This is a genomic window from Romboutsia sp. D33t1_170424_H2 (assembly GCF_015669105.1).
Classification (GTDB): domain Bacteria; phylum Bacillota; class Clostridia; order Peptostreptococcales; family Peptostreptococcaceae; genus Romboutsia_C; species Romboutsia_C hominis.
In genome coordinates this window covers 38645-59637 of the sequence record NZ_JADOZQ010000008.1, presented here as the reverse complement: position 1 = coordinate 59637, position 20993 = coordinate 38645, and the positions used below count along the sequence as shown (strand labels likewise).

Sequence of the window (20993 nt, the reverse complement as noted above, 5' to 3'; positions counted from 1 at the left end):
ATGATTTCTCCCTTATATAGTTGTTGCTATCTGTTTATTTCCCAGAAATTCATTTTCGATAAATTTAGTATAATGCCTATCTTCTAAGAAAGCTTCACTATTTATAAGCGATTTTTGAAAATCTATATTAGTTCTCACACCTTCTATAATTATTTCGTCTAGCGCTCTATTTATTTTTTTTATACACTCTTCTCTACTCTCTGACCAACAAATAAGCTTACCTATCATAGAATCATAAAGAGGAGGTATAGTATATCCACAGTAAACAAAGGTATCAAACCTTGTTCCAAATCCGCCAGGTATATTTAGTGATGTTATTTCACCAGGACATGGTTTAAATTCTTCTTCTGGTATTTCAGCATTTATTCTACATTCAATAGCATGTCCTTTAAATACTATCTCTTTCTGAGTAAAAGGTATAGGCTTATTATCTGCAATTAATATCTGAAGTTTTATAAGATCAATTCCTGTAATCATTTCCGTAACAGGATGCTCTACTTGTATTCTTGTGTTCATTTCTATGAAATAAAAGTTTTTGTGTTTATCTACTATAAATTCTATTGTTCCTGCACCTATATAATTAGTTCCTTTTACGATATTAACAGCACTCTTATATAAATTATTCTTCTCTTCTTCACTTAAGTAGTTAGAAAGTGATTCTTCTAGTACTTTTTGATTTTTTCTTTGCATAGAGCAATCTCTTCCACCTAAATGTATCGCATTTGAAAATCTATCTCCAAATACTTGAACTTCAATGTGTCTAGGATTTTCTATGAATTTTTCCATATATAAATCACTACTTCCGAATGACGCTAAAGATTCAGAACTAGCTATATCAAAATTTGAAAACAGTTCGTCTTGCGTATAGACTATTCTCATGCCTTTCCCACCGCCACCATTAGAAGCTTTTATAATTACTGGATAACCAATTTTATTTGCTACTTCAAAAGCTTCTTCTTTGTTTTTTAGTACTCCATCAGAACCAGGAACTACCTTTATACCTAAACTAATAACAGTTTCACGAGCTCTAGATTTATCACTCATTAAAACCATTTGTTTTTTACTTGGTCCGATAAAAATAATATTATTTTCTTCACATTTTCTAGCAAATTCATGATTTTCTGATAAGAATCCAAATCCAGGATGTATAGCATCACATTCAAGTTTAAGAGCTAAATATATTATATTGTCTATATTATTATAACTTTTTGAGATATTATTAGGTCCAATACATATGGATTCATCAGCCAGATATCTATGTAAACACTCACTATCTGCTTTAGAGTATATTGCAACTGTTTTTATGTTTAGTTCTTTGCAAGTTCTAATTATTCTAACAGCTATATCTCCTCTATTAGCAACTAATATCTTTTTAATCATAATATACCTCCTTATAATGGCCTAATTTTAAATAAAGGTTGATTGTACTCTACTAATTCTTCACTTTCAACCAATATTTCTACTATTTCACCTTCTATTTCACTATTTATTTCATTCATAAGCTTCATTGCTTCTAATATACATAGCTTATCTCCTTCTTTAACTATATCGCCAATATTTACAAAACTTTTTTCATTAGGACTTGGCGATGGATAAAATGTTCCCACTAAAGGAGCTTTTACTATATATAAATTATCTTTATTTTGAGAGTTTTCATATTCGCTAATATTTTCGTGATTTATACTTTCTAATTCTATTTCTTCGCTATTTTTTAAAGTGTCTTTTTTATTTTTAATATTATTTTTTAAAGAACTATTTTTTTTCGATACTTCTAGTTTTAGTTCAGAGTTTTCTAATTTTACATATTCTAAACTTGTATTATCTATGGTCTTTAAAAGTTCTTTTATTTCATTTATTTCCATGTATTTTTACCCCCTTATATTATTACCAGGTACTAATATTATATCATAAAAAATAACTTTGTAAACAGATTTAATCTCATTTAAGTTTTTGCACTAAATTATGAATCTATATCATTTTATATAAACAATAAAAGATACTAATTTAATAAATTAGTATCTTTTATTCTTAATTTAAGTTTTCACCGATATCTATTATTTCTTCTTTAGATAAACCTGTAATATCAACAATAAACTCTATATCAGCATTTTTCAGTAAAAGTTCTAATGCTATCTCCTTTTTTGTATTCATTAAAATTAAATCCATGTCATTACTGCTTAACAGACAATTATTTATAGTACACTCATCATCACTATCAATCTCCTTATATTCTTTAAATACATTCTCCATAAAAACATTAAATAATATAAACAAAGCAGGGATTAAAAAATATATCCTAGCTCCAATAAAACCTATAATGACATTTAATGAAATAAAGATCAGATTTAATTTATCTAAATTATTATTTAAATGTTCTTTGTTAGTGCCATATGCCTTTATTATAGATAATATAAAAGTCGTTATGCATAAAGGTAATAAGAGATAACTAGATACTATTTCAAAGAAATTCATAGTATCAAAAAACACAGAAATATTACTATATGTACATATAAATCCTTTTAAATATGCATATACACATGCCATTATTCCAAATATGGCTCCAAGGGCTTGAGTATACCAATTTATAAATCGTAAATTCATAATATCCCCCCCCAGATATCTATATATAATAAATATGCTATTTATTATTTGAATATCTCTATATTATATAAATTACTTAATTAAATTATAAGCTGTAGTTAATATTTTTATATTATATAGATTATCTTGAAGTTGTATTAAATCATTAGTTAGTTTTTTAGCTTCATTAATATCTCCTATATCTATACATTTGTATATTTTTTTTAGTATAATAAGTTCATTTTCCTTTAATATATTTTCGTTATTATTATTAAGATTATGATTATATATACACATTTTAAACTCCTTTAATTAATTTAGTTATATTAATTATTATTTAATATGTTTATTTTTATACCAAATAGTATTATAATTAAATTTATGTATATTAAAAATTAGTACATAACCATTAATATCATAAGCTAATGACTAAATATACTTTATGTGGAAATACTATAAAATAAATCCACTGAGTTAAGGGGAGTTTTGAATATGTTAGACACTATAGAATTTATATTAAAGATTTTATTTTTAATTTTATCTATTGTTTGGATTGGAAAAATCATGGTTTTAAGAAGCGATAAGCAAATCGTTATAAATCCACTACTTATAGGAATATCTGCAATACTTTCAGTGCTACCTCATCATTCAAATACTGAGTTACAGTCAACAAGAATTATCTTATATATACTATATTTGTTAGTTGTATGTTTGGGATTATATACTATGAGAAGAAAAAACGGAATATTTTAAAAAATAAGAGGTGATATCACCTCTTATTTTTTTTAGCTTCACATCTAAATATTTTCATTCCATAAGACATAAATTTATCTTCATATTCTGTTGTTACATTTTCAAATTCACTATTTGCTAAGTCTAGAGATATATTTTTTAATTTCCAGTTGTTATCAGTGATTTCATTTAAACTAAATTCAAATAAATTTTCATTATCAGTTTTAAAATGTATCTCACCATCAGCATTTAAAATTTCATTATACATATTTAAAAAGTTTTTATGTGTTAGTCTTCTCTTTGCCCATCTTTTCTTTGGCCAAGGGTCACAGAAATTTATATAAATTCTAGATAGTTCTTCTTTTTCAAAATAATCTAATATATTAGCTACATTTGCCCATGCAAACAAAATATTATCTAAGTTATTTTCTATAGCCTTTTCCACAGCCTTTAATAGAACTTCTTCTTTTATTTCAAAAGCTATGTAGTTTATATTAGGGTTTTCTTTAGCTAAAGTGGTTAAGAATTTTCCTCTACCTGTACCAAATTCTACATGTATAGGATTATTATTTTCGAATCTTTTATTCCATTTTCCTTTAAATTGTTCTATGTTATCTTTTAGTACATAATTTTCATGGCTTAATAATTTTATATCTGCACCCTTTACTTTTCTTCTTCTCATAAGTTGCTCCTTGCTTTATACTTTATTATCTATTAATAATACATTAATTTTAGTAAAAAATAAAGAGTATTAGCATTTGCTAATACTCTTTTTAGATATTAATGTCCGCAACCAGAGCATCCTCCACCGCATCCATTATCATCTTTCATATTTTCAGGTATAACTTTGAAACCGTATCCTGTATCTTCTATAACTATATCTCCATACTTAGTATAGTCATCTTTACTCATTATAAAATGTAATCCATCTACATCGTATTGTAAATCGTCAGCCTTTTGCTCATCCAGAGCAATTCCAAATGATGGACCACCTCAGCCTATACCTGCAAAGTATACTCTTATATTATGAGGTCTGTCTTGATTATCTTTTAATATGTCTTTTAGCGTATCTACCGCTGTTTGTGGTAAAGTAACCTTCATATAATCATTTCCTTTCAATTATTAAATTTATATATATTATATACTTTTATTGTGTATATAATCAATTAAATTTTACAAAATATACTAGAAATTAATAAAAATATATCATTTAAATTATATAAATTTATTTATATTATACCCTTTGATATCAATAATAAACGAAATTTATTTTACTATATAATTATTATACTTTATATACTATGTATTTACTGTTATAATATATAAATGTGATAAAATTTGACAATTTAATATAATGGGGGTAAAAATGAAAAAGGAAAATTCTAAGTTACTTGTAGAAGCTTTTGGATTAATATTAGGGTGTATATCTATGAGTATAGGTATTAATATGTTCTTAAAGCCACACACAATAGCACCTGGAGGACTTAGCGGCCTTTCTGTAGTATTAAGTAAGGTTACGGGCATGTCAGTATCTTTTATAATGTTAGCTATAGGTGTTCCTCTAGTTATATTTTCATTTAAAATACTTGGAGGAAAAAATTCTATAAAAACCTTAATAGGTACAGTTATGTTTTCTATTATAGTAAATTTAATGGCTCCAATTTCTGACCTAATTGTGACAAATGATTTATTATTATCAGCTATATCAGGTGCTATACTACTAGGTATAGGTATAGGTATAATGTTTAGAGCAGATGCTTCTACTGGTGGTACTGATTTAATTGCACTTATACTTAGCAAAAGGTTTAAAGGTATTAAGCCTACACAATTTATGGTATGTTTAGATGCTTTTGTAGTTATATCTTCAGGAATTGCTAGTAAAAATATTGAAATTGCTCTTTATTCTGCTATAGCACTCTATACAATGGTCAAGGTAGCAGATGCAATAATGGAAGGATTTGATTACTCTAAAGCTTTCCTTATAATATCTAAAGAAGCGGAGAGCTTAAAAGAAGTTATAACTAATGATTTATCTAGAGGTGTTACTATATTAAATGGTAGAGGTGGATATACTGATGATAAAAAAGAAGTACTTTTAGTAGTGGTTCCTAGAAATCAAGAAGTTCACTTAAAAAGATTGGTTAAATTGAAAGATCCCAATGCATTTATAATAGTTAGTAATGTTCATGAGGTATTAGGAGAAGGATTTAAAGTTTTAGAAAGTTAAAGCGGTATTTAAATACCGCTTTTATTTTTTATATACCCTAGAATCTATGATTATTTCTCCTTTTTGTGATAAATTACATATAACTAAAGATGGTGTTGTGTACTCATAGCCATTTAAAAATGGAAAAAGTAATGTATATCTTCCTTTTTTTAAATTCTTAAACTCATATGATCCATTTTCATTGGTTAATGAATAAGCTTTATTACCATTACTATCTATAATGGTAATAGTTTTTTCTTTTAATGGTATACTTTTAGTATTAGTACCTGCTTCTTTATTTACTACAAATAAATTTCCAGATATTCTTGATAATGAACTTATTTTAACTATATTGTCAGGCTCAAAAACACTTAAAACATTTTTTATCTTTAAATTTATTTGTTGGATTATTGTACCACTTAATATAGTAGATTTTGAAAATGGAATTTCATGATAAAAATCAGCCTTTAACAAACAATTAGAAAGGATATTTTTTATCATTACTTTAGAAATTGAATATAATATAGAAGGTCTTTTATCTGTTTTAATCGAATTATAGTTACCTCTTACCTGGACATTGTCTAATAACACTATAGTTTCATCACTAAAATGAATTGGACTATTAAAAATATAGTCTTGACCTTTATAAACAGTTACAGGATTTAGCATTATATACTGATCGCTAGCTATAATTTTAATATTATCAGATCTAATAGAATCTAAAAAAGTTAAATCTTGAATTTGATTATTTGAAATATTTAATATCTGTAACTCTGTAAGATTAGCTAAATTGCTTATTTCGGATATATTGTTACTATCTAATCCTATAGATTTTAAATTTACCAAATCACTCAAAAAGCTAACATCTTCAATTTTATTTTCTGATAACTCTAATGTATTTAAATTAACTAACTTAGAAAGTAAAGAAGCATCCCTTATCTCGTTTCTACATAAATTGAGATGTTTTAAATTGACTGCATGCTCTATCCCTTTTAAACTTGATATATTTTTATCTGATAAGTCTAATTTTTCTAATAACTTTAGTTCATTTTTTGTAACATTAAAATTTTCTACACCTAATGTACTAGATATAGCATACTTTAAATGATCATCTATCCAATTATCATTCAAATCTTTCATAAAAATTTCATCTCCTTATTATAGATGTTAAATTTTATTTATATTTACTCATTAAGTAATTTTTTCGTGATATTTTATATAAATTACATTTTACTTTTTTATTAGATGAATGAAATGTTTTGTAATAGGTTTTTATATATTCAAAATTTAAGTTTTCTAATGATTTTATTGAATAATTATTGTCTTCATAAGTTATAGCTATAATTTCCTCAAGTTTTAATTTTTTAAATCCATATTTTACGATCTCTCTAGCTAATTCGGTTGATAAATCATACCCCCAATAAGATGGGTTTATGCATATTCCGATTTCTCCCTTTTTATTATCTTTAGAGATATTGTTAAAACCTATATTACCTATAACTTTTTTGTTTGATTTTAATACTATTGCGTAATGGGCTAGTTTGTTCTCATTATACTTTTTTAAAAAGAAATTTTTTATAAATTCTCTAGTTTCATAAATATTCTGATGTGCTTTAAATGGGAGATATTTTACGACTATTTCTTGCTTATAACACTCATGTAAATCTGGAGCATCTTTTAAAGTTATAGGTCTAAGTATACATCGTTTTGTTTCTAAAACATTCATTTTAGAGTTGTACATTTTTAACTCCCCTTTGATGAAATTTAATTTTGATTATAAAAAAACAATATAGAATCAAAAGACTTTTATATAACTTATGAGATTTATGCATTAACTGTTCTTTATAAACATAAAATATATAGTTTTATGCCAAAAAAATAAAGTGAAGTATTTTCAACATATTATAGCAATACATAACATATTATGTCAGTTGTATGTCAGAACTTTAAATGTTTTTATTTTTTCTTTTATGATATAATATATATATATAATTGTAATAATATGGAGGAATTGAATGAGCTTTGCATTTATAAGAAAAAGAAGCAAAAACTATATAGTTTATTTAGAATATAAAGATGTTGAAAGTGGAAAAAAGATACAGAAAAATATGGGTTCATTTGATAAAAAAAGAGATGCATCTAAGAAGTTAATAGAATTAAAAGAATCCATTTTAAACGATGAATTAGCTACACCAAACTCTATAAAATTCGGTAATTTTTTGTTGGATTTTTTAGAAAAACATAAGATAAATTTATCTATAACTACATATAATTGTTATCTAAGAATATGCAAAAAGTATATAATACCTAAGCTAGGAAATCATAAGTTAGAAGATTTAAAACCTATACATATACAAAATTACGTAGATGATTTAGTTGGAATTCTTAGCCCTCAAACTATAAAGATACACATAAATATATTAAATTTAGCTATGAAAAAGGCTTATAGATTAAGACTTATAAGAGAAAATATTGTAGATTGTGTAGAAACTCCAAGAATTAGAAAGTTTAAAAATAATATATATGATAAAGATAATATGGTAAAATTACTTAAAACTTGTGAAAATACACCTTTAAAACTACCTATATATCTAGCTTCAGGATTAGGACTTAGAATATCTGAAATACTAGGGCTAACTTGGGATAATATAGATTTTAATGAAAATACTATAACAATAGATAAAATAACTGTAAGAAATGAAGGCAAAGTTATACTTAAAGAACCTAAAACTGAAAGTTCAGAAAGAACAATATCAGTTCCTATAGAGGTTATATCTTTACTAAAAGAACATAAGAAAAAACAATTAGAAGCTAAATTAAAAGGCATAAAAAATCCTTTTAACTTGTTATTCTATGATAAAAATGGACAACCTATAGCCCAAGATGTCCTTAGCAAAAAGTTTAGTAAATTTTTATGCGAGAATAATTTAGAACATATAAGATTTCATGATTTAAGACATTCACATGTAACTTTACTTATAAATTCAAAAGTACCTATAAAAGTTATATCAGAAAGAGTGGGTCATTCTAATATAAATACAACATTAAATATTTACGCTCACGCACTTAAAAATATGGATGTTGAAGCTAGCGAAAAAATCTCTGAAAATTTATTCAAGTTAGGATGATGATAAATATTCTAAAATGAAATAATAATAAAACTAACTTTTTATATTCGTTTTTAAGGCGATATTTAAATTTATTCAACAGTAAATATGTTAATAAAAATTATAACCTTTAAATTGAATTAAGGAAGTTTTTTAATATTTTGAAGTTGTTTTATTTATAAAACACAGAAAAACATTTAAAATAATTTAATTATGTAAACTTAAGTATGTATGATACATCAATTATGCCAAATTTAAATTATATATCAAATTTTTAAAACAAAATAATAGTGATGTTAGTTCAAAACTAATATCTTTTCTAACATCACTATTATTTAAAGTGATGTTAGTTCAAAACTAATATCTTTTCTAACATCACTATTATTTAATAAAATTTATGTTCAGTAAACTATTAAATACTTTCTAAAAACTCCCTAACAACAGAAATATATTCTTTTGTATTTTCTACATATGGATTGTGTTTACTTTTTAATATTTTTACGGTCTTGTTTTTAAAATTAAAATCTTTATAATGATCAATTCCAATAGAATAATCTTCATCACCACAGATTATAAGTGTTTTTACATTTAAGCTTCTAGTTAGGTTTGTATAGTCGTAAAAATAGTCTTCATTAAAAAATGCTTTTTTAGCTAAATTTTCATTAACCATATTTTTATCTATTATTTCAATATTTTTATAATTAGAATAATTCATATACTGTAATTTATAATACAAATCATCTCTGATCAGTTTATTGGCAACCAAAGTCCACTTAGTTATAAGTTCGTCATATTTATATATATCAATATCTATATTTAATAACTTACATCCATACTCTACTTGACTTTGTAAAGAATCATTTAAATTCAAAGTGCAATTAGTTAATATTAAAGCTTCAACATGCTCTTTATATTTATATGCATAATTTACTGCTATTATCCCACCGAAAGAATGTGCTATTAAAATAAGTTTATTTAATTTAAGATTTTTACGTATATCCTCAATATCATCAACTAAACTGTTTATAGAATAGTCATCATCCAAGTTTCCATCAGAACGTCCGCACCCTCTTTGGTCTAAATATATCATATTACAAAATTTACTAAACTCGTCCTTACAATAAATTTTAAAATCTTCACTCCAAGACCCAGGACCACCATGTATATATATACAATTCTTACCTTCCCCATATTCTTCAATATATAAATTTATATTTTCTCTATTTTTTATAAACATAAATTCTCCTTTATTCTGAAAATGTCTAATAATAATCTCGACTTAATTTGTAAATTATTTTATAAAAATTCTATAAGTTTTATTCTAAATTCGAATGTTTAAATTAGATTTTAAGAGAGAGTTATAAAAATTATGTTGATTTATATCTAGAATAAATAATATGCACTTATAATCTAATCTAAGTATTTTTACTTAATTTTAATCATTTAAATAGAAAAAGGTTTTAAAATAATTTAATTATGTAAACTAAAGTAAGTTATATAATTAAAAATATATATTTTAGAATCCAAAACATACATAATAAGGTAAGTATAGCACTTATAGAAATCTACACTTACCTTTAACAACTAAATCAACTCTTTTTTTATTTTATCAAAAGCATAATCAATAGCTACTTCTAAGTTACCGTTATTTTTACCACCACCTTGGGCTAAGAATGTACTTCCTCCTCCTCTTCCATCAAGCAGTGTCATTGTATCTCTTAAGATATTGTTCATACTAATATTATTTATATTTTTAGAACTAGCAAAAACTAAATTAACTCTATCATCATTTTTAACTCCAACTAAAGATATAACATTTTCTGACTCAGTTATTTTAGATGCTATTTTAGATATATACTTGATATCCTTATCTATGTATATCTTTTTTATAATAGATATATCATTTACCTTATCTGAATTATTTATCATCTCTTTTATTTCAAAATTAACAATAACATCTTCAATCTTCCTTTTTTCATAAAGGGCATCTTCAAGTTTATCGTGAAGTTTTTTAACACCATTTATAGCTTCTTCTTCAGTTGAACTTAAATATCTACAAATATCCGTTAAATAAATATCTCTTTTTAGAGAGCTGTTTATAGCTCTTTTTCCTGCTAAAAATTCGATTCTTATAGAATCCTTATTTTTTTCCCATCTTCTTATCTTTATCATTCTAACATCTAGTGTAGACTTTGGGTGAACACCACAACAAGCATTAGAGTCTAAATCACCTATTTTAACAATTCTTATTTCTTCTGAAGTATCTGGTAAATCTCTTCTTATCCATATCTTTTTTAAATCTTTTTTAGATGGAATCAATGTTTCTACCTCTATATTTTCACTTATTATATCATTTGCCATTCTTTCAACTTCTCTTATTTCATCAATAGTAAGAGGACCTTTTATATCGACAGTACTTATCTCACTACCTAAATGAAAAGCAGTTGTATTTTTTTTAAATAAAGTATAAAAGCATCCTGATAATATATGCTGTGCAAAATGTTGATGCATTCCATCTTCTCTTCTTTCCCAATCTATAAAACATTTTACTTTATGTATTTTTATAGTTTTTTTTTCCACTACATGGTATACCTTATTGTCTTTTTCATATACATCTAAAACATCATGAACATCTATCTTTCCTAAATCGCAAAACTGTCCACCACCACCAGGGAAAAATGCTGTTTTATCTAATACTATATGATATTTTCCATTTACTTCTAATATTTCCTCTATTTCTGCGACGAATTCTTTTATATATTGATTTGTATAGTATAATTTTTCCATATTACCTCCTACTGTGAATTTATTTATAATTGTAATTTTACACTACTTCTTATAAAGAATAAAGCTTTCTTAACAATATTAATTTTTAAGTATTTTAACTTAATTAAATAAACTAAAATGCCATTTGATCAAATGAGACGACTTAAAATAATTAAGTTAATCTAATATAAAATAAAAAAGAGGGTTTAAACCCTCTAAAAAATATATTAATAAATCATTTTCAATTAAAAAATAGTTTTAACCATTATATTCCAGTATTTGTAGTATTAAAATATTAAATTAAGAGATATAATCAAAGTAGATTTTTTAGTTTGAATATTAGAATGCCTATTATAACTATTATAATCATAACAGTTATAACTATTGGATAAGCATATACAAAGTCAAGTTCTGGCATAAATCTAAAGTTCATCCCATATATACCTGTTATAATAGTCAATGGCGATGATATTGCTGTAAGTAAAGTAAGTTTTGTTATCAAGCTATTAGTTTTTTCTGCTACTTGAGAAGAATAAATATCAAGAAGCTTATCTGCTAGTTCTCTAGTGGATAAAGAAAATGAATAAAGTTTCTCTATACCAAAGTCTATACTTTGAAAGTTTTCGAGATTTTGCTTCCTTATATCAGAGTATTTCAAGTACCTTATATTTTCCTTTAATATTCTATCACCTATATATAAAAGGGGTCTTGTATTTTTTACGATAGATCTAGTTATGCCTCTTATATGATTTATTTTTATTACATGTTCATCTATTGCATTTTCAAGTATATCATCTTCTAATTTTAATATGATATCTTCTATCTTTTCTAGTATTTCAAATTGATGCATTATTATATTTTTAAGTATTAAATAATTAATATTAAATAAAATAACTATATTAGAAGTATTATTTAATTTAATATTATTAGTTATTATATTTTTTACAAATTCGAATATAAAATTTTCTTCATTGCATATAACTAATACAAAATTTTCTGATAAGTATATATTTATTTCTTCTACGTATATATCATTATTCATTATTTCAAAGGTATTTATGCTAAGAAAATCATAATTATCAAATAAATCTAATTTTATATTTTCATCAAATTTAAGGCAATCATTAAAAGTAATTTCATCTATCTCTAATATATTTTTAAGTAGATTTAATTGCTTAGGATCACTTAGTATAATATAAGAATTATTTTTATTGTAAAATCCTTCAGTAAAATTATCATATTTATCTCTAGTATCTAGATTAAGTATATACATTTTATCACCTATGTTATATTATTCCTTTTATTTATGATTAAATATACATACATTTAATTTTTATATTAAAATATCCTACATATATCTTTAACCAAGATATATGTAGGATATTTTATCTATTTTAAACTTTCTAAAAGTTTATATGCATTCTCTTTAGTCGTTAATGTAAGTTTCGCATCATCTGTTAAACTCTCACCTACATACTTTTTATCTACAAATTCAGTTCCATTTTTTATTTTTATAAGGTATGGTTTACTCATATTTGATTTAGTTAATGTGGTATATGATATTATATCTTTTTCTTTATCATAATTCCATACTTGAACAGAAATAGCTGTAGTATCATGTAACTCTATCTCTGATGTTATATATACAGCTTCCACTTCTCCTCTAATAAGTTTTTTCATCTCATTTTTACATACTCCCATGTTATCCCCCTAATATTATAAGTTAAAGTTATGCTTTTTTATTATTTTAATCATATTATCTTTATTCTCTTTTAATTGGATTAATCTATGAGCATTAGCACCTGATGGGTGAGGAAATCCTATTAGTATTTGATCTCTATCTAATATTTTTTCATCTGCTAAATGTATCAAAACTTCTTCTACTGCTTTTCCCATAGGTATTATTAAAACCCCTTTTAAATCTTCTAATTTATTTTTAAAGTTGTTATTAATGTATTTCATCAGTAGCTTATTTTTCATAAGCTTTGGAGTATGGCCTGTATAATTTTTGCCATTTACAAAAACAGGATAAGGAATAAGAGCATCTGTGTATAACAAATGACTATTAGAATTAAATAATTCTTCACAACTTTTTATGTTTAAAGCTTCATTTAATTTAACTTCATCTAACATGTATATAATATTTTTAGTCAAACTTTTGCTAAATGGTGAAGAGATTTTGCAATTACTTTGTCTGTTATATATGTTATAAGAATTTTCTAATCCATTTTTAAAGTTAGATATATATGTACTCATCTGCTCAAATCCTGGTGTTATACCAACTATAAACACTCTAGTGCAAATACTTATTTTTTCACTTATTGGAATATAGTATATTTCTAGATTTTTATCCCTATCTAGCAGTAAGCCTTCTGTTAACAAATCTTCTCTAGTGTATTTTTCTTTATTTGGCAATCTTTTTATGATATTAATATAACCGTCTAAATTTTTCATAAAATTTCATCCTCTTTATCATTTGGTATTCATTTTATCTATAAATTTATTGTATAGTCTTAACATATGAGGCTCATTTTTTACGTATTTATCTAATTTATTTATAGGTATCCACATAACCCCACTATTTTCATCTTCTTTAACTATTAATTCTTCATTTTCATCAGCTTCCACTAAATATGCTATAGATAAATGAAGATGAGGGGCTACATATTTTCCTCTTTTGATGTGGCTTTTAACTTCTAATATGTCTATAGAAAATATATCATTTCCTATTATCCTTGGATTTTTAACACCTGTTTCTTCTTCTAGTTCTTTTATAGCCACCCTTAAAAAGTCATCATCTCCATCATTATGTCCTCCCATCCATGACCAAGTATTATAGATATTGTGATGTACCATTAAAACTTTATCACGTGATTTATTTACTACAAATGTAGAAGATGTTAGATGAGCTATTTCATTATTTCTAGTTAACACATCGTCAAAATCATTTATAGCTTTTAGTATTATTTCCTTATCTTTACTTTCTTGTTCATTAAATGGCTTATATTCTTTTATAGGTTTAATCCATTTCATATTATCATCTCCCTTGCTGTATATAAGTATATATTAACATATAAATATGTAAATTAATGTAGCTTTTGTATTATTATTTTATATCTAAATAATTATTCAAATCTTCATTTTGCTTTATCATATATTTTACTAAAGCTATAATTCAAGTTACTACACTTAAAGTATTTGTAAGTATTATTAGTGTTTCAATGATTCCAAGTTTTTCTACTTGCATGAACCCTCTACTCTTTCCAAAATTATTTATTAAATAAGATTAAGTCAACAGTTTTTCTTTAAATATATTGCTCTCATGAGGAAGTATTGCTGTTGCACCAGTTTTAATACTGATTTTATCTAAGTTTACATTTATACCCATATATTTTATCGTAGTTTTTCAATAGATTTATTTTAAGATTATTTCTTATTCTACATAAGTCACTTTTAATCCTTTTACTTAGATATGATAATTTATTAGCTATATAAATTAATAAATAATTTCATAATATATGTAACAATCTGTTTATATATTTAATATATTTATAGTAAATATATTTTAAGGAGTTGACACTATGTATGAATATGCTTTAGATTTTTTAAATGAATATGTTGAAATATACTCATATCTATCTAAAGAAAAACTATACGGTGAAATCATAAGAGTAACTCCTATAGAAGTTGTTTTAAATAGAAAACATATAGATAAAGCATCCAATAAGAATTACGACTTGTATATACCTTTAACATCTATAATTTATATAAAGAAACTATAATATAAGGATATCAAAAATAAAAAGCTACAGCTTTAAGCTGTTGCTTTTATGAGTGTATTTGTTACTTTATTAACTTAAATATGCTATTAAAGAATTTATCGTATACTCTTGCAAAAACTTTTTTAGATAATATATATGTTACAAATATAGGGCTTGCAAGTATAATCCACATAGTCAAAATATTTTTATTCCAAGCAGGTACTAAATAAAATATTATTAATATTACGTATATATGGTAAACATACACATACATAGTCGACTTTCCCATTGAAGTGTAAAAGGTCTTTTTATTAGGTATCACAGTTAATATAAATGTAGAAAGTATTATACTACATAAATATAAAATAACCCTATATACACTACCCTTAAATATATTCATTCCAAGTTCTAAATAAGAGTATGAACCATATAAAAAGCTATAGCTTATAATATTATTTTCGGATATAAATAAAGCTAATGCTATAAACATACTTATTCCAAAAATGCTAATCCATATATTTATACTATTATATAACTTATTTAATGTATTTATATTAGTATAATATCCTAATAAGAAAAAGGGCAAATATACTATTGTTCTTGAAAAAGATAACATTGAACCATTAGGAACAAGCCCAATAAAAATACCAAGTATAAAACTTATAGGAAGTATATATTTAATCTTTATTAAATATTTAAGAGATATCCTCCAAAAAAATAGGCTTAATAAAAACCATAAGGTCCATCCCGGATATATAACTGGTATGTAAGTTTCCTTTGTATATAGATATGCCAAGGAATACCAAATTATATTTAATACAATATACGGTATAAGTAACTTTCTTAAAAGAAACTTTCTGCTTTTGTTTATATTTTTCGAAAGTAGCCCTGATATAAATATAAATAAAGGCATATGAAAAGTATATATAAATATATATATACCCATTAAAATATAATTTCCTTCCATATATCGTTCTATTAGATGACCAAATACTACAAAGAATATGAGTACAAACTTTATATTATCTATGTAGTAATTATTTTCAATTTTATTCATGGTTACTCCTTTACTTTTAAAACACTTACTATAATCATTATTCATAAAAATGTATCTATATATCTATTTTCTTTATATCATCTATTTCCTTTATAAATCTTAATATATATTCAGAATATTTATTTCCATCTCCTCTTACTATATCTATTGTATCTTCGTGTTCTGCTCTTTTTATTGTTTTAAGTATAGTATTTTCATCTAGATTATTTACTTTTTTAATAAAAGATATAGAAGTATTAACATTAATTAAAGAATCACTTTCTCCATGAATACACAGTATAGGTAAATTAACTTCTTTGTTTAAAAGGCTTATAGGATTTGCTTTTTTAATATTACTTTTATATACATAATTGTTCACCAATATTTTAGAGTATATAGAAGTACATTTTGAAAAATCAAGCACTCCAGACAATGATATAAAACCCTTTAATAAATCTTTATTAATATTATATTTTAACTGTCTATCATGGTCGAACACTAAACGAGAAGCTAATTCTCCACCTGCCGAATATCCTGCAATTACTATACTATTTATTTCTTTATTACATTCTATATAGTGTTTTAAAGCTTTAAATACATCATCTATCTGAGTTGGATATCTATGAAAAGGAACTAGCCTATATCCACATAATACAGTTTGATATCCTAATTTATAAAAAAATTTCCCTACACCACTATAAAGTGATGGATTTCCATGCCACCAACCTCCACCATGTATAAAAAATATAGTTGACTTTAAATTACTGCTATAAGGAGTGTATACCTTATAATATTGTCTTTTATTATTACCATATCTAATAATTTTCCCCTTTATATTATTATCTTTTATATAGCTATTAGTTATAGTTTTGCCTATATTAAATAATTTAAGTTTTATGGATTTTAAGTTCATTTATATACCATCCTTGAATTTTTCTTCTAAATATATAAAAAGACATGAAGTTTAATTCATGTCTTTTTATATATTATATGCTATTATATTTTTATAATACTTATTCTAATTTCTATTTTATAGCTTCAAGTGCAGCTATATTTAACAAACTCCAAGGTTTATTAAAGTGAGGTTGGAAGAAAAAGTCTGTTACAGCCAATTCTTCCAAAGTCATTTCATTTTGTATAACTACAGATAATGTGTTCATAAATTGAGTTAAATCTACTTTAGATATAATTTGGCCACCTAAAATTTTATGATTATCTTTATCAAATACCAATTTTAAGATTACTTCCTCAAATGTTGGCATAAATTCAGGTCTATAATTATCTTTAACTATCACTGAGCCTACATTAAATTTAGTTGTTTTATTTGCCATTTCTTCTGTAAGTCCGGTTGATGCTATTGATAAATCATATATCTTTATTCCTGAAGTTCCTTGTGTTCCGAGATATTTTAATTTTGGTTCAACTAAGTTTTTAGCTATTAAAGTTCCCATTCTAACTGCATTCGTAGCAAGTGGTATATATCTAGTATCTTTAGCTGGATTATATTTAACTACGCAACAATCTCCTGCTGCAAAAACATCTTTAGCACTTGTTCTCATATACTCATCTATCATTATAGCTCCATTAGGTAACATATCTATTTTATCTTTAAGTAAGTGAGTATTAGGTTTAAACCCAATACAAAGTACAACTAAGTCTGCTTCAAATTTGCTTTTATTTGTTATAACCTTACTTACCTTACCATCTTTACCTTCAAATTTTTCGACCTTTTGACCTAGCTCTAACCTTACACCTTTTTCTGTAAAAGTTTTTTCTGCTATATCTGTAAATTCAGAATCTAAATATTTAGACATTATCCTATCTTCTGCATCTATTAATATAGTATTTTTGCCTTGAATTTTGAAGGCTTCAGCTAGTTCTACACCTATATAACCCGCACCTATTACAACTACATTTTTTGCATCTTTACTTTTATTTATTATAGTTTTTGCATGGTCGTAGTTTTTGCATAATACTATATTTTCTAACTCTCCTCCTTCAAATCTAGGGACTATTGGCCATGAGCCTAGTGTTAATATTAACTTATCGTAAGTGTCCTCTAATATTTCATTATCCATTAAGTTTTTTACCTTAACTTTTTTATTAATAAAATCTATATCTAAAACTTTATGTTTCATATTTGCTTTGATTCCTAAATCTTCTAAACCTTTAGGAGAGTTATAAAAAAGCTTTTCTGGCTCAGTTACAACTTTTGAAATACTTAATGCTATACCACATGATAAAAATGATATATTATCATTTTTTTCATATACTACTATTTCACTTTCTGGATATTTTTCTTTTATATTAATAACTGCAGCTGTTCCTGCATGAGTGCATCCTACAACTATAACTTTCATTATTTATACCTCCATATTGATATATTTTTAACATACTATATATATACCCAAAGCTTTATATAAAAAAACATAATTATTAATATTAGTATTATCTTATTTAGCTATAGTTATCTATATATTATTATAAATATCGTTATTTAAATAACTATTACTTATATAAATTATTCTATAATTAACAATTGTATGTTACTTTTTTGTTTTAGTTTACTATATTATAAGCATTAAATCCATATTATTATTTTTATACAAATAAAAAGCTTAGATATTTAATCTAAGCTTTGAGTAGTAATTTACTTCTTATAATGATTTTATAAATGTAACAACATCTTCTATTATCCAATCTGGTGTTGATGCACCAGCTGTTATTCCAATATTTTCATATTTTTTTAATGTATCTATATCTAATTCTTCCTTTGTTTCTATTGCATATGTATCTACATACTCTTTGCATATATTAACTAGTTTTTGAGTGTTTGAACTATGTTTTCCACCTATTACAACTACACAATCTACTTCATTTGATAATTCTCTAGCAGCTTCTTGTCTTACTTTTGTAGCTGAGCATATAGTATTATTTAATACTACATTATCTAAAATAGATTCTAAGTAATCTGTTATCTCTTTATATAATTCTATATTTATTGTAGTTTGAGCTACTACACAATATTTCTTAGTTTTATCAAATTCTAAATTTTTTGCATAATCTAGTGTTTTTATTATTATAGCATTATTTTTACACCATCCATTTATACCGATGACTTCTGGATGTTTATAGTCTCCTATAACTATTATCTGATACCCTTTATCATAGTAAGATTTAGCTTTTCTATGAATCTTTTTTACAAACGGGCAAGTTGTATCTATTATGCTTATATCTTTTTCTCTCGCTTCTATATATACATCTTCACTTACTCCATGAGATCTTATTATCATATGTTTTGAATTTGGAACAGAGTTTATATCATCAATAGTTAAAAGTCCTTTATTTTCATACTTTTTAACTGCTTGTTTATTATGTATAAGTGGACCTAGTGCATATATGCCACCACTATTTTTTTCTAATTCATTCCAAGCCATTTTCATAGCTCTTTTTACACCAAAACAAAATCCTGCTTCTTTAGCTATTTTTACGTTCATATCATTCTCCCTATATTAAAATAATTATTTTGAATGTATATAATAATTTTCTTTAATAACTTCTAATACATTTTGAGCTAATCTTTCATTATCCTCAGTAGTAAGCTTTTTACCATAGTATTCTTTAAATGATATAGGCTTATCTATATATACTGTAACTCTATTAAAAAACTTATAATTACTTATTATAGATATAGGAACAACATCAGCCTTTCCTTTTACGGCAAATACTGTAAGCCCACCTTTGGCCTGTCCAAATCCTGGTTCTTTAACTCTTGTTCCTTCTGGGAATATACCTAATATATACCCATCTTTTATAGATCTTAAAATATTTTTTATGGTTGACACGTCAGGCTTATCTCTATTTATCGGTATAACATTTAATTTATTTAAAATAAATGCCAGCGGTTTTGATTTAAATAATTCCTTCTTAGCAATAGCTGCTATTTCTCTATTTTGTATTGCTGATGCTATAAATATAGGATCTAAGTTTGATTTATGATTACAAGCTATTATTATATTTCCTTCATTTGGAATATTCTCTTTTCCTATTACTTCAAATTTATAAAATGTTTTTGAAAACATTAAAAGAACTTTTGTTGCAAAATTATAAAAACTCACATCTATCTCCCTTCAAAACTAAACTTATTATAAATTTATTTTAGATATTACACTTTCAACAACATCATCTATAGTTTTTCCAGTTGTATCTATTTCTATAGCATCATCAGCCTTAACAAGTGGCGCAAATTCTCGATTTGAATCTATTTCATCTCTCTTAATTATATCTTTAATTATTTCTTCAAGAGTTGTTTCATATCCTTTTTCTTTTAATTCCTTGAAACGTCTTTGACCTCTTTCTTCTGGAGTTGCTACTAGATAGAATTTATAATCTGCATTAGGGAATACATATGAACCTATATCTCTTCCATCTAATATAACAGAATTTCTTTTTCCTATTTCTCTTTGAACATCTACCATTAAATATCTAACTTCTTTTATTTTAGCTACATTAGACACATTATTACTAACTTCCATAGTTCTTATTTCTTCTTTTAATATATTTCCATCTATATATATATTATTATCTCTAAAATCTATATCTGTGTCCTTGGCTAGCTTAACTACTTCTTCTTCGTTATTTATATCTATATTATTTTTTAAACACTTGTAAGTTATTGCTCTGTACATTGCACCTGTATCTATATAGTTTATATTTAACCTATTTGCTATTATTTTAGCTATTGTACTTTTACCTGCTCCTGCAGGACCATCTACTGCTATTACTAAATTTCTCATAATTGTTTC

Annotated in this window: 25 protein-coding genes; 4 read left to right on the top strand and 21 right to left on the bottom strand. The window is 24.7% G+C overall.

Features of this window, described 5'->3' with window-relative positions; translation table 11 throughout:
• Positions 1–12: 12 nt before the first annotated feature.
• The 4 genes from accC to I4U66_RS10225 form a co-directional block, all read right to left on the bottom strand.
• On the bottom strand, positions 13–1380 hold the full coding sequence (gene accC, locus I4U66_RS10240; protein ID WP_092925861.1) for an acetyl-CoA carboxylase biotin carboxylase subunit: 1368 nt from the start codon (positions 1378–1380) through the stop codon (positions 13–15).
• An 11-nt stretch (positions 1381–1391) separates the two neighbouring features.
• Complete coding sequence (accB, locus tag I4U66_RS10235) at positions 1392–1862, bottom strand: acetyl-CoA carboxylase biotin carboxyl carrier protein (protein WP_092925859.1); 471 nt, start codon at positions 1860–1862, stop codon at positions 1392–1394.
• Positions 1863–2028: 166 nt separating this feature from the next.
• The gene (locus tag I4U66_RS10230; protein ID WP_092925857.1) at positions 2029–2601 is read right to left on the bottom strand and encodes a hypothetical protein; all 573 of its coding nucleotides are present in this window, start codon (positions 2599–2601) and stop codon (positions 2029–2031) included.
• 72 nt (positions 2602–2673) lie between these two features.
• Positions 2674–2877 carry a hypothetical protein gene (locus I4U66_RS10225; protein WP_092925855.1) on the bottom strand — a complete coding sequence of 68 codons (204 nt, stop codon included), beginning with the start codon at positions 2875–2877 and terminating at the stop codon, positions 2674–2676.
• Between the two features lie 195 nt (positions 2878–3072).
• On the opposite strand from I4U66_RS10225, the gene I4U66_RS10220 reads away from it, so the two are divergent.
• Positions 3073–3333 carry a hypothetical protein gene (locus tag I4U66_RS10220; RefSeq protein ID WP_092925853.1) on the top strand — a complete coding sequence of 87 codons (261 nt, stop codon included), beginning with the start codon at positions 3073–3075 and terminating at the stop codon, positions 3331–3333.
• A 16-nt stretch (positions 3334–3349) separates the two neighbouring features.
• Here the strand turns inward: I4U66_RS10220 and trmB are convergent, their stop codons facing one another.
• Together trmB and I4U66_RS14835 are read right to left on the bottom strand one after the other, a co-directional pair.
• Positions 3350–3994 (bottom strand): tRNA (guanosine(46)-N7)-methyltransferase TrmB, encoded by a 645-nt coding sequence (gene trmB, locus I4U66_RS10215; protein WP_092925851.1) that lies wholly within the window; start codon positions 3992–3994, stop codon positions 3350–3352.
• 98 nt (positions 3995–4092) lie between these two features.
• Positions 4093–4224, bottom strand: a complete 132-nt coding sequence (locus I4U66_RS14835; protein WP_271892928.1) for a hypothetical protein — start codon at positions 4222–4224, stop codon at positions 4093–4095.
• Positions 4225–4678: 454 nt separating this feature from the next.
• Here I4U66_RS14835 and I4U66_RS10205 point away from each other — a divergent pair, with 454 nt between their 5' ends.
• Positions 4679–5539, top strand: a complete 861-nt coding sequence (locus tag I4U66_RS10205; RefSeq protein WP_092925847.1) for a YitT family protein — start codon at positions 4679–4681, stop codon at positions 5537–5539.
• A gap of 21 nt (positions 5540–5560) precedes the next feature.
• Here the strand turns inward: I4U66_RS10205 and I4U66_RS10200 are convergent, their stop codons facing one another.
• Positions 5561–6658, bottom strand: a complete 1098-nt coding sequence (locus I4U66_RS10200; protein WP_092925845.1) for a leucine-rich repeat domain-containing protein — start codon at positions 6656–6658, stop codon at positions 5561–5563.
• A gap of 34 nt (positions 6659–6692) precedes the next feature.
• Positions 6693–7259, bottom strand: a complete 567-nt coding sequence (locus tag I4U66_RS10195; RefSeq protein WP_092925843.1) for a GNAT family N-acetyltransferase — start codon at positions 7257–7259, stop codon at positions 6693–6695.
• Between the two features lie 274 nt (positions 7260–7533).
• Here I4U66_RS10195 and I4U66_RS10190 point away from each other — a divergent pair, with 274 nt between their 5' ends.
• Entirely contained in the window at positions 7534–8646 is a 1113-nt protein-coding gene (locus tag I4U66_RS10190) for a tyrosine-type recombinase/integrase (protein ID WP_092925841.1), read from the top strand.
• 391 nt (positions 8647–9037) lie between these two features.
• Here the strand turns inward: I4U66_RS10190 and I4U66_RS10185 are convergent, their stop codons facing one another.
• The 7 genes from I4U66_RS10185 to I4U66_RS15025 all read right to left on the bottom strand — a co-directional run bounded on the left by I4U66_RS10185 (position 9038) and on the right by I4U66_RS15025 (position 14668).
• Complete coding sequence (locus I4U66_RS10185) at positions 9038–9862, bottom strand: alpha/beta fold hydrolase (protein WP_092925839.1); 825 nt, start codon at positions 9860–9862, stop codon at positions 9038–9040.
• Between the two features lie 347 nt (positions 9863–10209).
• The gene (locus tag I4U66_RS10180; protein ID WP_092925837.1) at positions 10210–11412 is read right to left on the bottom strand and encodes an alanyl-tRNA editing protein; all 1203 of its coding nucleotides are present in this window, start codon (positions 11410–11412) and stop codon (positions 10210–10212) included.
• Between the two features lie 292 nt (positions 11413–11704).
• A complete protein-coding gene (locus tag I4U66_RS10175) occupies positions 11705–12664 on the bottom strand; it encodes a magnesium transporter CorA family protein (protein WP_092925835.1) in 960 nt (319 codons plus the stop codon).
• Between the two features lie 116 nt (positions 12665–12780).
• A complete protein-coding gene (locus I4U66_RS10170; protein ID WP_092925833.1) occupies positions 12781–13092 on the bottom strand; it encodes a hypothetical protein in 312 nt (103 codons plus the stop codon).
• Between the two features lie 15 nt (positions 13093–13107).
• Entirely contained in the window at positions 13108–13845 is a 738-nt protein-coding gene (locus I4U66_RS10165; RefSeq protein ID WP_092925831.1) for a hypothetical protein, read from the bottom strand.
• An 18-nt stretch (positions 13846–13863) separates the two neighbouring features.
• The gene (locus I4U66_RS10160) at positions 13864–14424 is read right to left on the bottom strand and encodes an NUDIX hydrolase (RefSeq protein ID WP_092925829.1); all 561 of its coding nucleotides are present in this window, start codon (positions 14422–14424) and stop codon (positions 13864–13866) included.
• A gap of 142 nt (positions 14425–14566) precedes the next feature.
• Positions 14567–14668 (bottom strand): P1 family peptidase, encoded by a 102-nt coding sequence (locus tag I4U66_RS15025; RefSeq protein WP_202819474.1) that lies wholly within the window; start codon positions 14666–14668, stop codon positions 14567–14569.
• A gap of 304 nt (positions 14669–14972) precedes the next feature.
• Between I4U66_RS15025 and I4U66_RS10150 the strand changes: the two genes are divergently transcribed.
• Positions 14973–15173 carry a hypothetical protein gene (locus I4U66_RS10150; RefSeq protein WP_092925827.1) on the top strand — a complete coding sequence of 67 codons (201 nt, stop codon included), beginning with the start codon at positions 14973–14975 and terminating at the stop codon, positions 15171–15173.
• Positions 15174–15234: 61 nt separating this feature from the next.
• Here I4U66_RS10150 and I4U66_RS10145 read toward each other — a convergent pair whose 3' ends face one another.
• The 6 genes from I4U66_RS10145 to cmk all read right to left on the bottom strand — a co-directional run bounded on the left by I4U66_RS10145 (position 15235) and on the right by cmk (position 20984).
• Positions 15235–16209, bottom strand: a complete 975-nt coding sequence (locus tag I4U66_RS10145) for an acyltransferase family protein (RefSeq protein ID WP_176698679.1) — start codon at positions 16207–16209, stop codon at positions 15235–15237.
• Positions 16210–16264: 55 nt separating this feature from the next.
• Positions 16265–17101, bottom strand: coding sequence for an alpha/beta hydrolase (locus tag I4U66_RS10140; protein ID WP_092925823.1), 837 nt, complete (start codon positions 17099–17101; stop codon positions 16265–16267).
• A 112-nt stretch (positions 17102–17213) separates the two neighbouring features.
• The gene (locus I4U66_RS10135) at positions 17214–18548 is read right to left on the bottom strand and encodes an FAD-dependent oxidoreductase (protein WP_092925821.1); all 1335 of its coding nucleotides are present in this window, start codon (positions 18546–18548) and stop codon (positions 17214–17216) included.
• Between the two features lie 297 nt (positions 18549–18845).
• On the bottom strand, positions 18846–19685 hold the full coding sequence (locus I4U66_RS10130; RefSeq protein WP_092925819.1) for a 4-hydroxy-3-methylbut-2-enyl diphosphate reductase: 840 nt from the start codon (positions 19683–19685) through the stop codon (positions 18846–18848).
• A 24-nt stretch (positions 19686–19709) separates the two neighbouring features.
• On the bottom strand, positions 19710–20306 hold the full coding sequence (locus I4U66_RS10125; RefSeq protein ID WP_240275826.1) for a lysophospholipid acyltransferase family protein: 597 nt from the start codon (positions 20304–20306) through the stop codon (positions 19710–19712).
• 27 nt (positions 20307–20333) lie between these two features.
• Positions 20334–20984 carry a (d)CMP kinase gene (gene cmk, locus I4U66_RS10120; protein ID WP_092925817.1) on the bottom strand — a complete coding sequence of 217 codons (651 nt, stop codon included), beginning with the start codon at positions 20982–20984 and terminating at the stop codon, positions 20334–20336.
• Between the last annotated feature and the right edge of the window lie 9 nt (positions 20985–20993).

Coding starts and splice junctions, on each gene's coding strand:
- I4U66_RS10165 (WP_092925831.1), bottom strand. CDS start 13,845: ATGAAAAATTTAGACGGTTATATTAATATCATAAAAAGATTGCCAAAT.
- I4U66_RS10220 (WP_092925853.1), top strand. CDS start 3,073: ATGTTAGACACTATAGAATTTATATTAAAGATTTTATTTTTAATTTTA.
- I4U66_RS10150 (WP_092925827.1), top strand. CDS start 14,973: ATGTATGAATATGCTTTAGATTTTTTAAATGAATATGTTGAAATATAC.
- I4U66_RS14835 (WP_271892928.1), bottom strand. CDS start 4,224: ATGAGTAAAGATGACTATACTAAGTATGGAGATATAGTTATAGAAGAT.
- I4U66_RS10225 (WP_092925855.1), bottom strand. CDS start 2,877: ATGTGTATATATAATCATAATCTTAATAATAATAACGAAAATATATTA.
- I4U66_RS10170 (WP_092925833.1), bottom strand. CDS start 13,092: ATGGGAGTATGTAAAAATGAGATGAAAAAACTTATTAGAGGAGAAGTG.
- I4U66_RS10230 (WP_092925857.1), bottom strand. CDS start 2,601: ATGAATTTACGATTTATAAATTGGTATACTCAAGCCCTTGGAGCCATA.
- I4U66_RS10175 (WP_092925835.1), bottom strand. CDS start 12,664: ATGTATATACTTAATCTAGATACTAGAGATAAATATGATAATTTTACT.
- cmk (WP_092925817.1), bottom strand. CDS start 20,984: ATGAGAAATTTAGTAATAGCAGTAGATGGTCCTGCAGGAGCAGGTAAA.
- I4U66_RS10180 (WP_092925837.1), bottom strand. CDS start 11,412: ATGGAAAAATTATACTATACAAATCAATATATAAAAGAATTCGTCGCA.
- I4U66_RS10200 (WP_092925845.1), bottom strand. CDS start 6,658: ATGAAAGATTTGAATGATAATTGGATAGATGATCATTTAAAGTATGCT.
- trmB (WP_092925851.1), bottom strand. CDS start 3,994: ATGAGAAGAAGAAAAGTAAAGGGTGCAGATATAAAATTATTAAGCCAT.
- I4U66_RS10160 (WP_092925829.1), bottom strand. CDS start 14,424: ATGAAATGGATTAAACCTATAAAAGAATATAAGCCATTTAATGAACAA.
- I4U66_RS10140 (WP_092925823.1), bottom strand. CDS start 17,101: ATGAACTTAAAATCCATAAAACTTAAATTATTTAATATAGGCAAAACT.
- accC (WP_092925861.1), bottom strand. CDS start 1,380: ATGATTAAAAAGATATTAGTTGCTAATAGAGGAGATATAGCTGTTAGA.
- I4U66_RS10130 (WP_092925819.1), bottom strand. CDS start 19,685: ATGAACGTAAAAATAGCTAAAGAAGCAGGATTTTGTTTTGGTGTAAAA.
- I4U66_RS10145 (WP_176698679.1), bottom strand. CDS start 16,209: ATGAATAAAATTGAAAATAATTACTACATAGATAATATAAAGTTTGTA.
- I4U66_RS10185 (WP_092925839.1), bottom strand. CDS start 9,862: ATGTTTATAAAAAATAGAGAAAATATAAATTTATATATTGAAGAATAT.
- I4U66_RS10195 (WP_092925843.1), bottom strand. CDS start 7,259: ATGTACAACTCTAAAATGAATGTTTTAGAAACAAAACGATGTATACTT.
- accB (WP_092925859.1), bottom strand. CDS start 1,862: ATGGAAATAAATGAAATAAAAGAACTTTTAAAGACCATAGATAATACA.
- I4U66_RS10135 (WP_092925821.1), bottom strand. CDS start 18,548: ATGAAAGTTATAGTTGTAGGATGCACTCATGCAGGAACAGCTGCAGTT.
- I4U66_RS10205 (WP_092925847.1), top strand. CDS start 4,679: ATGAAAAAGGAAAATTCTAAGTTACTTGTAGAAGCTTTTGGATTAATA.
- I4U66_RS10190 (WP_092925841.1), top strand. CDS start 7,534: ATGAGCTTTGCATTTATAAGAAAAAGAAGCAAAAACTATATAGTTTAT.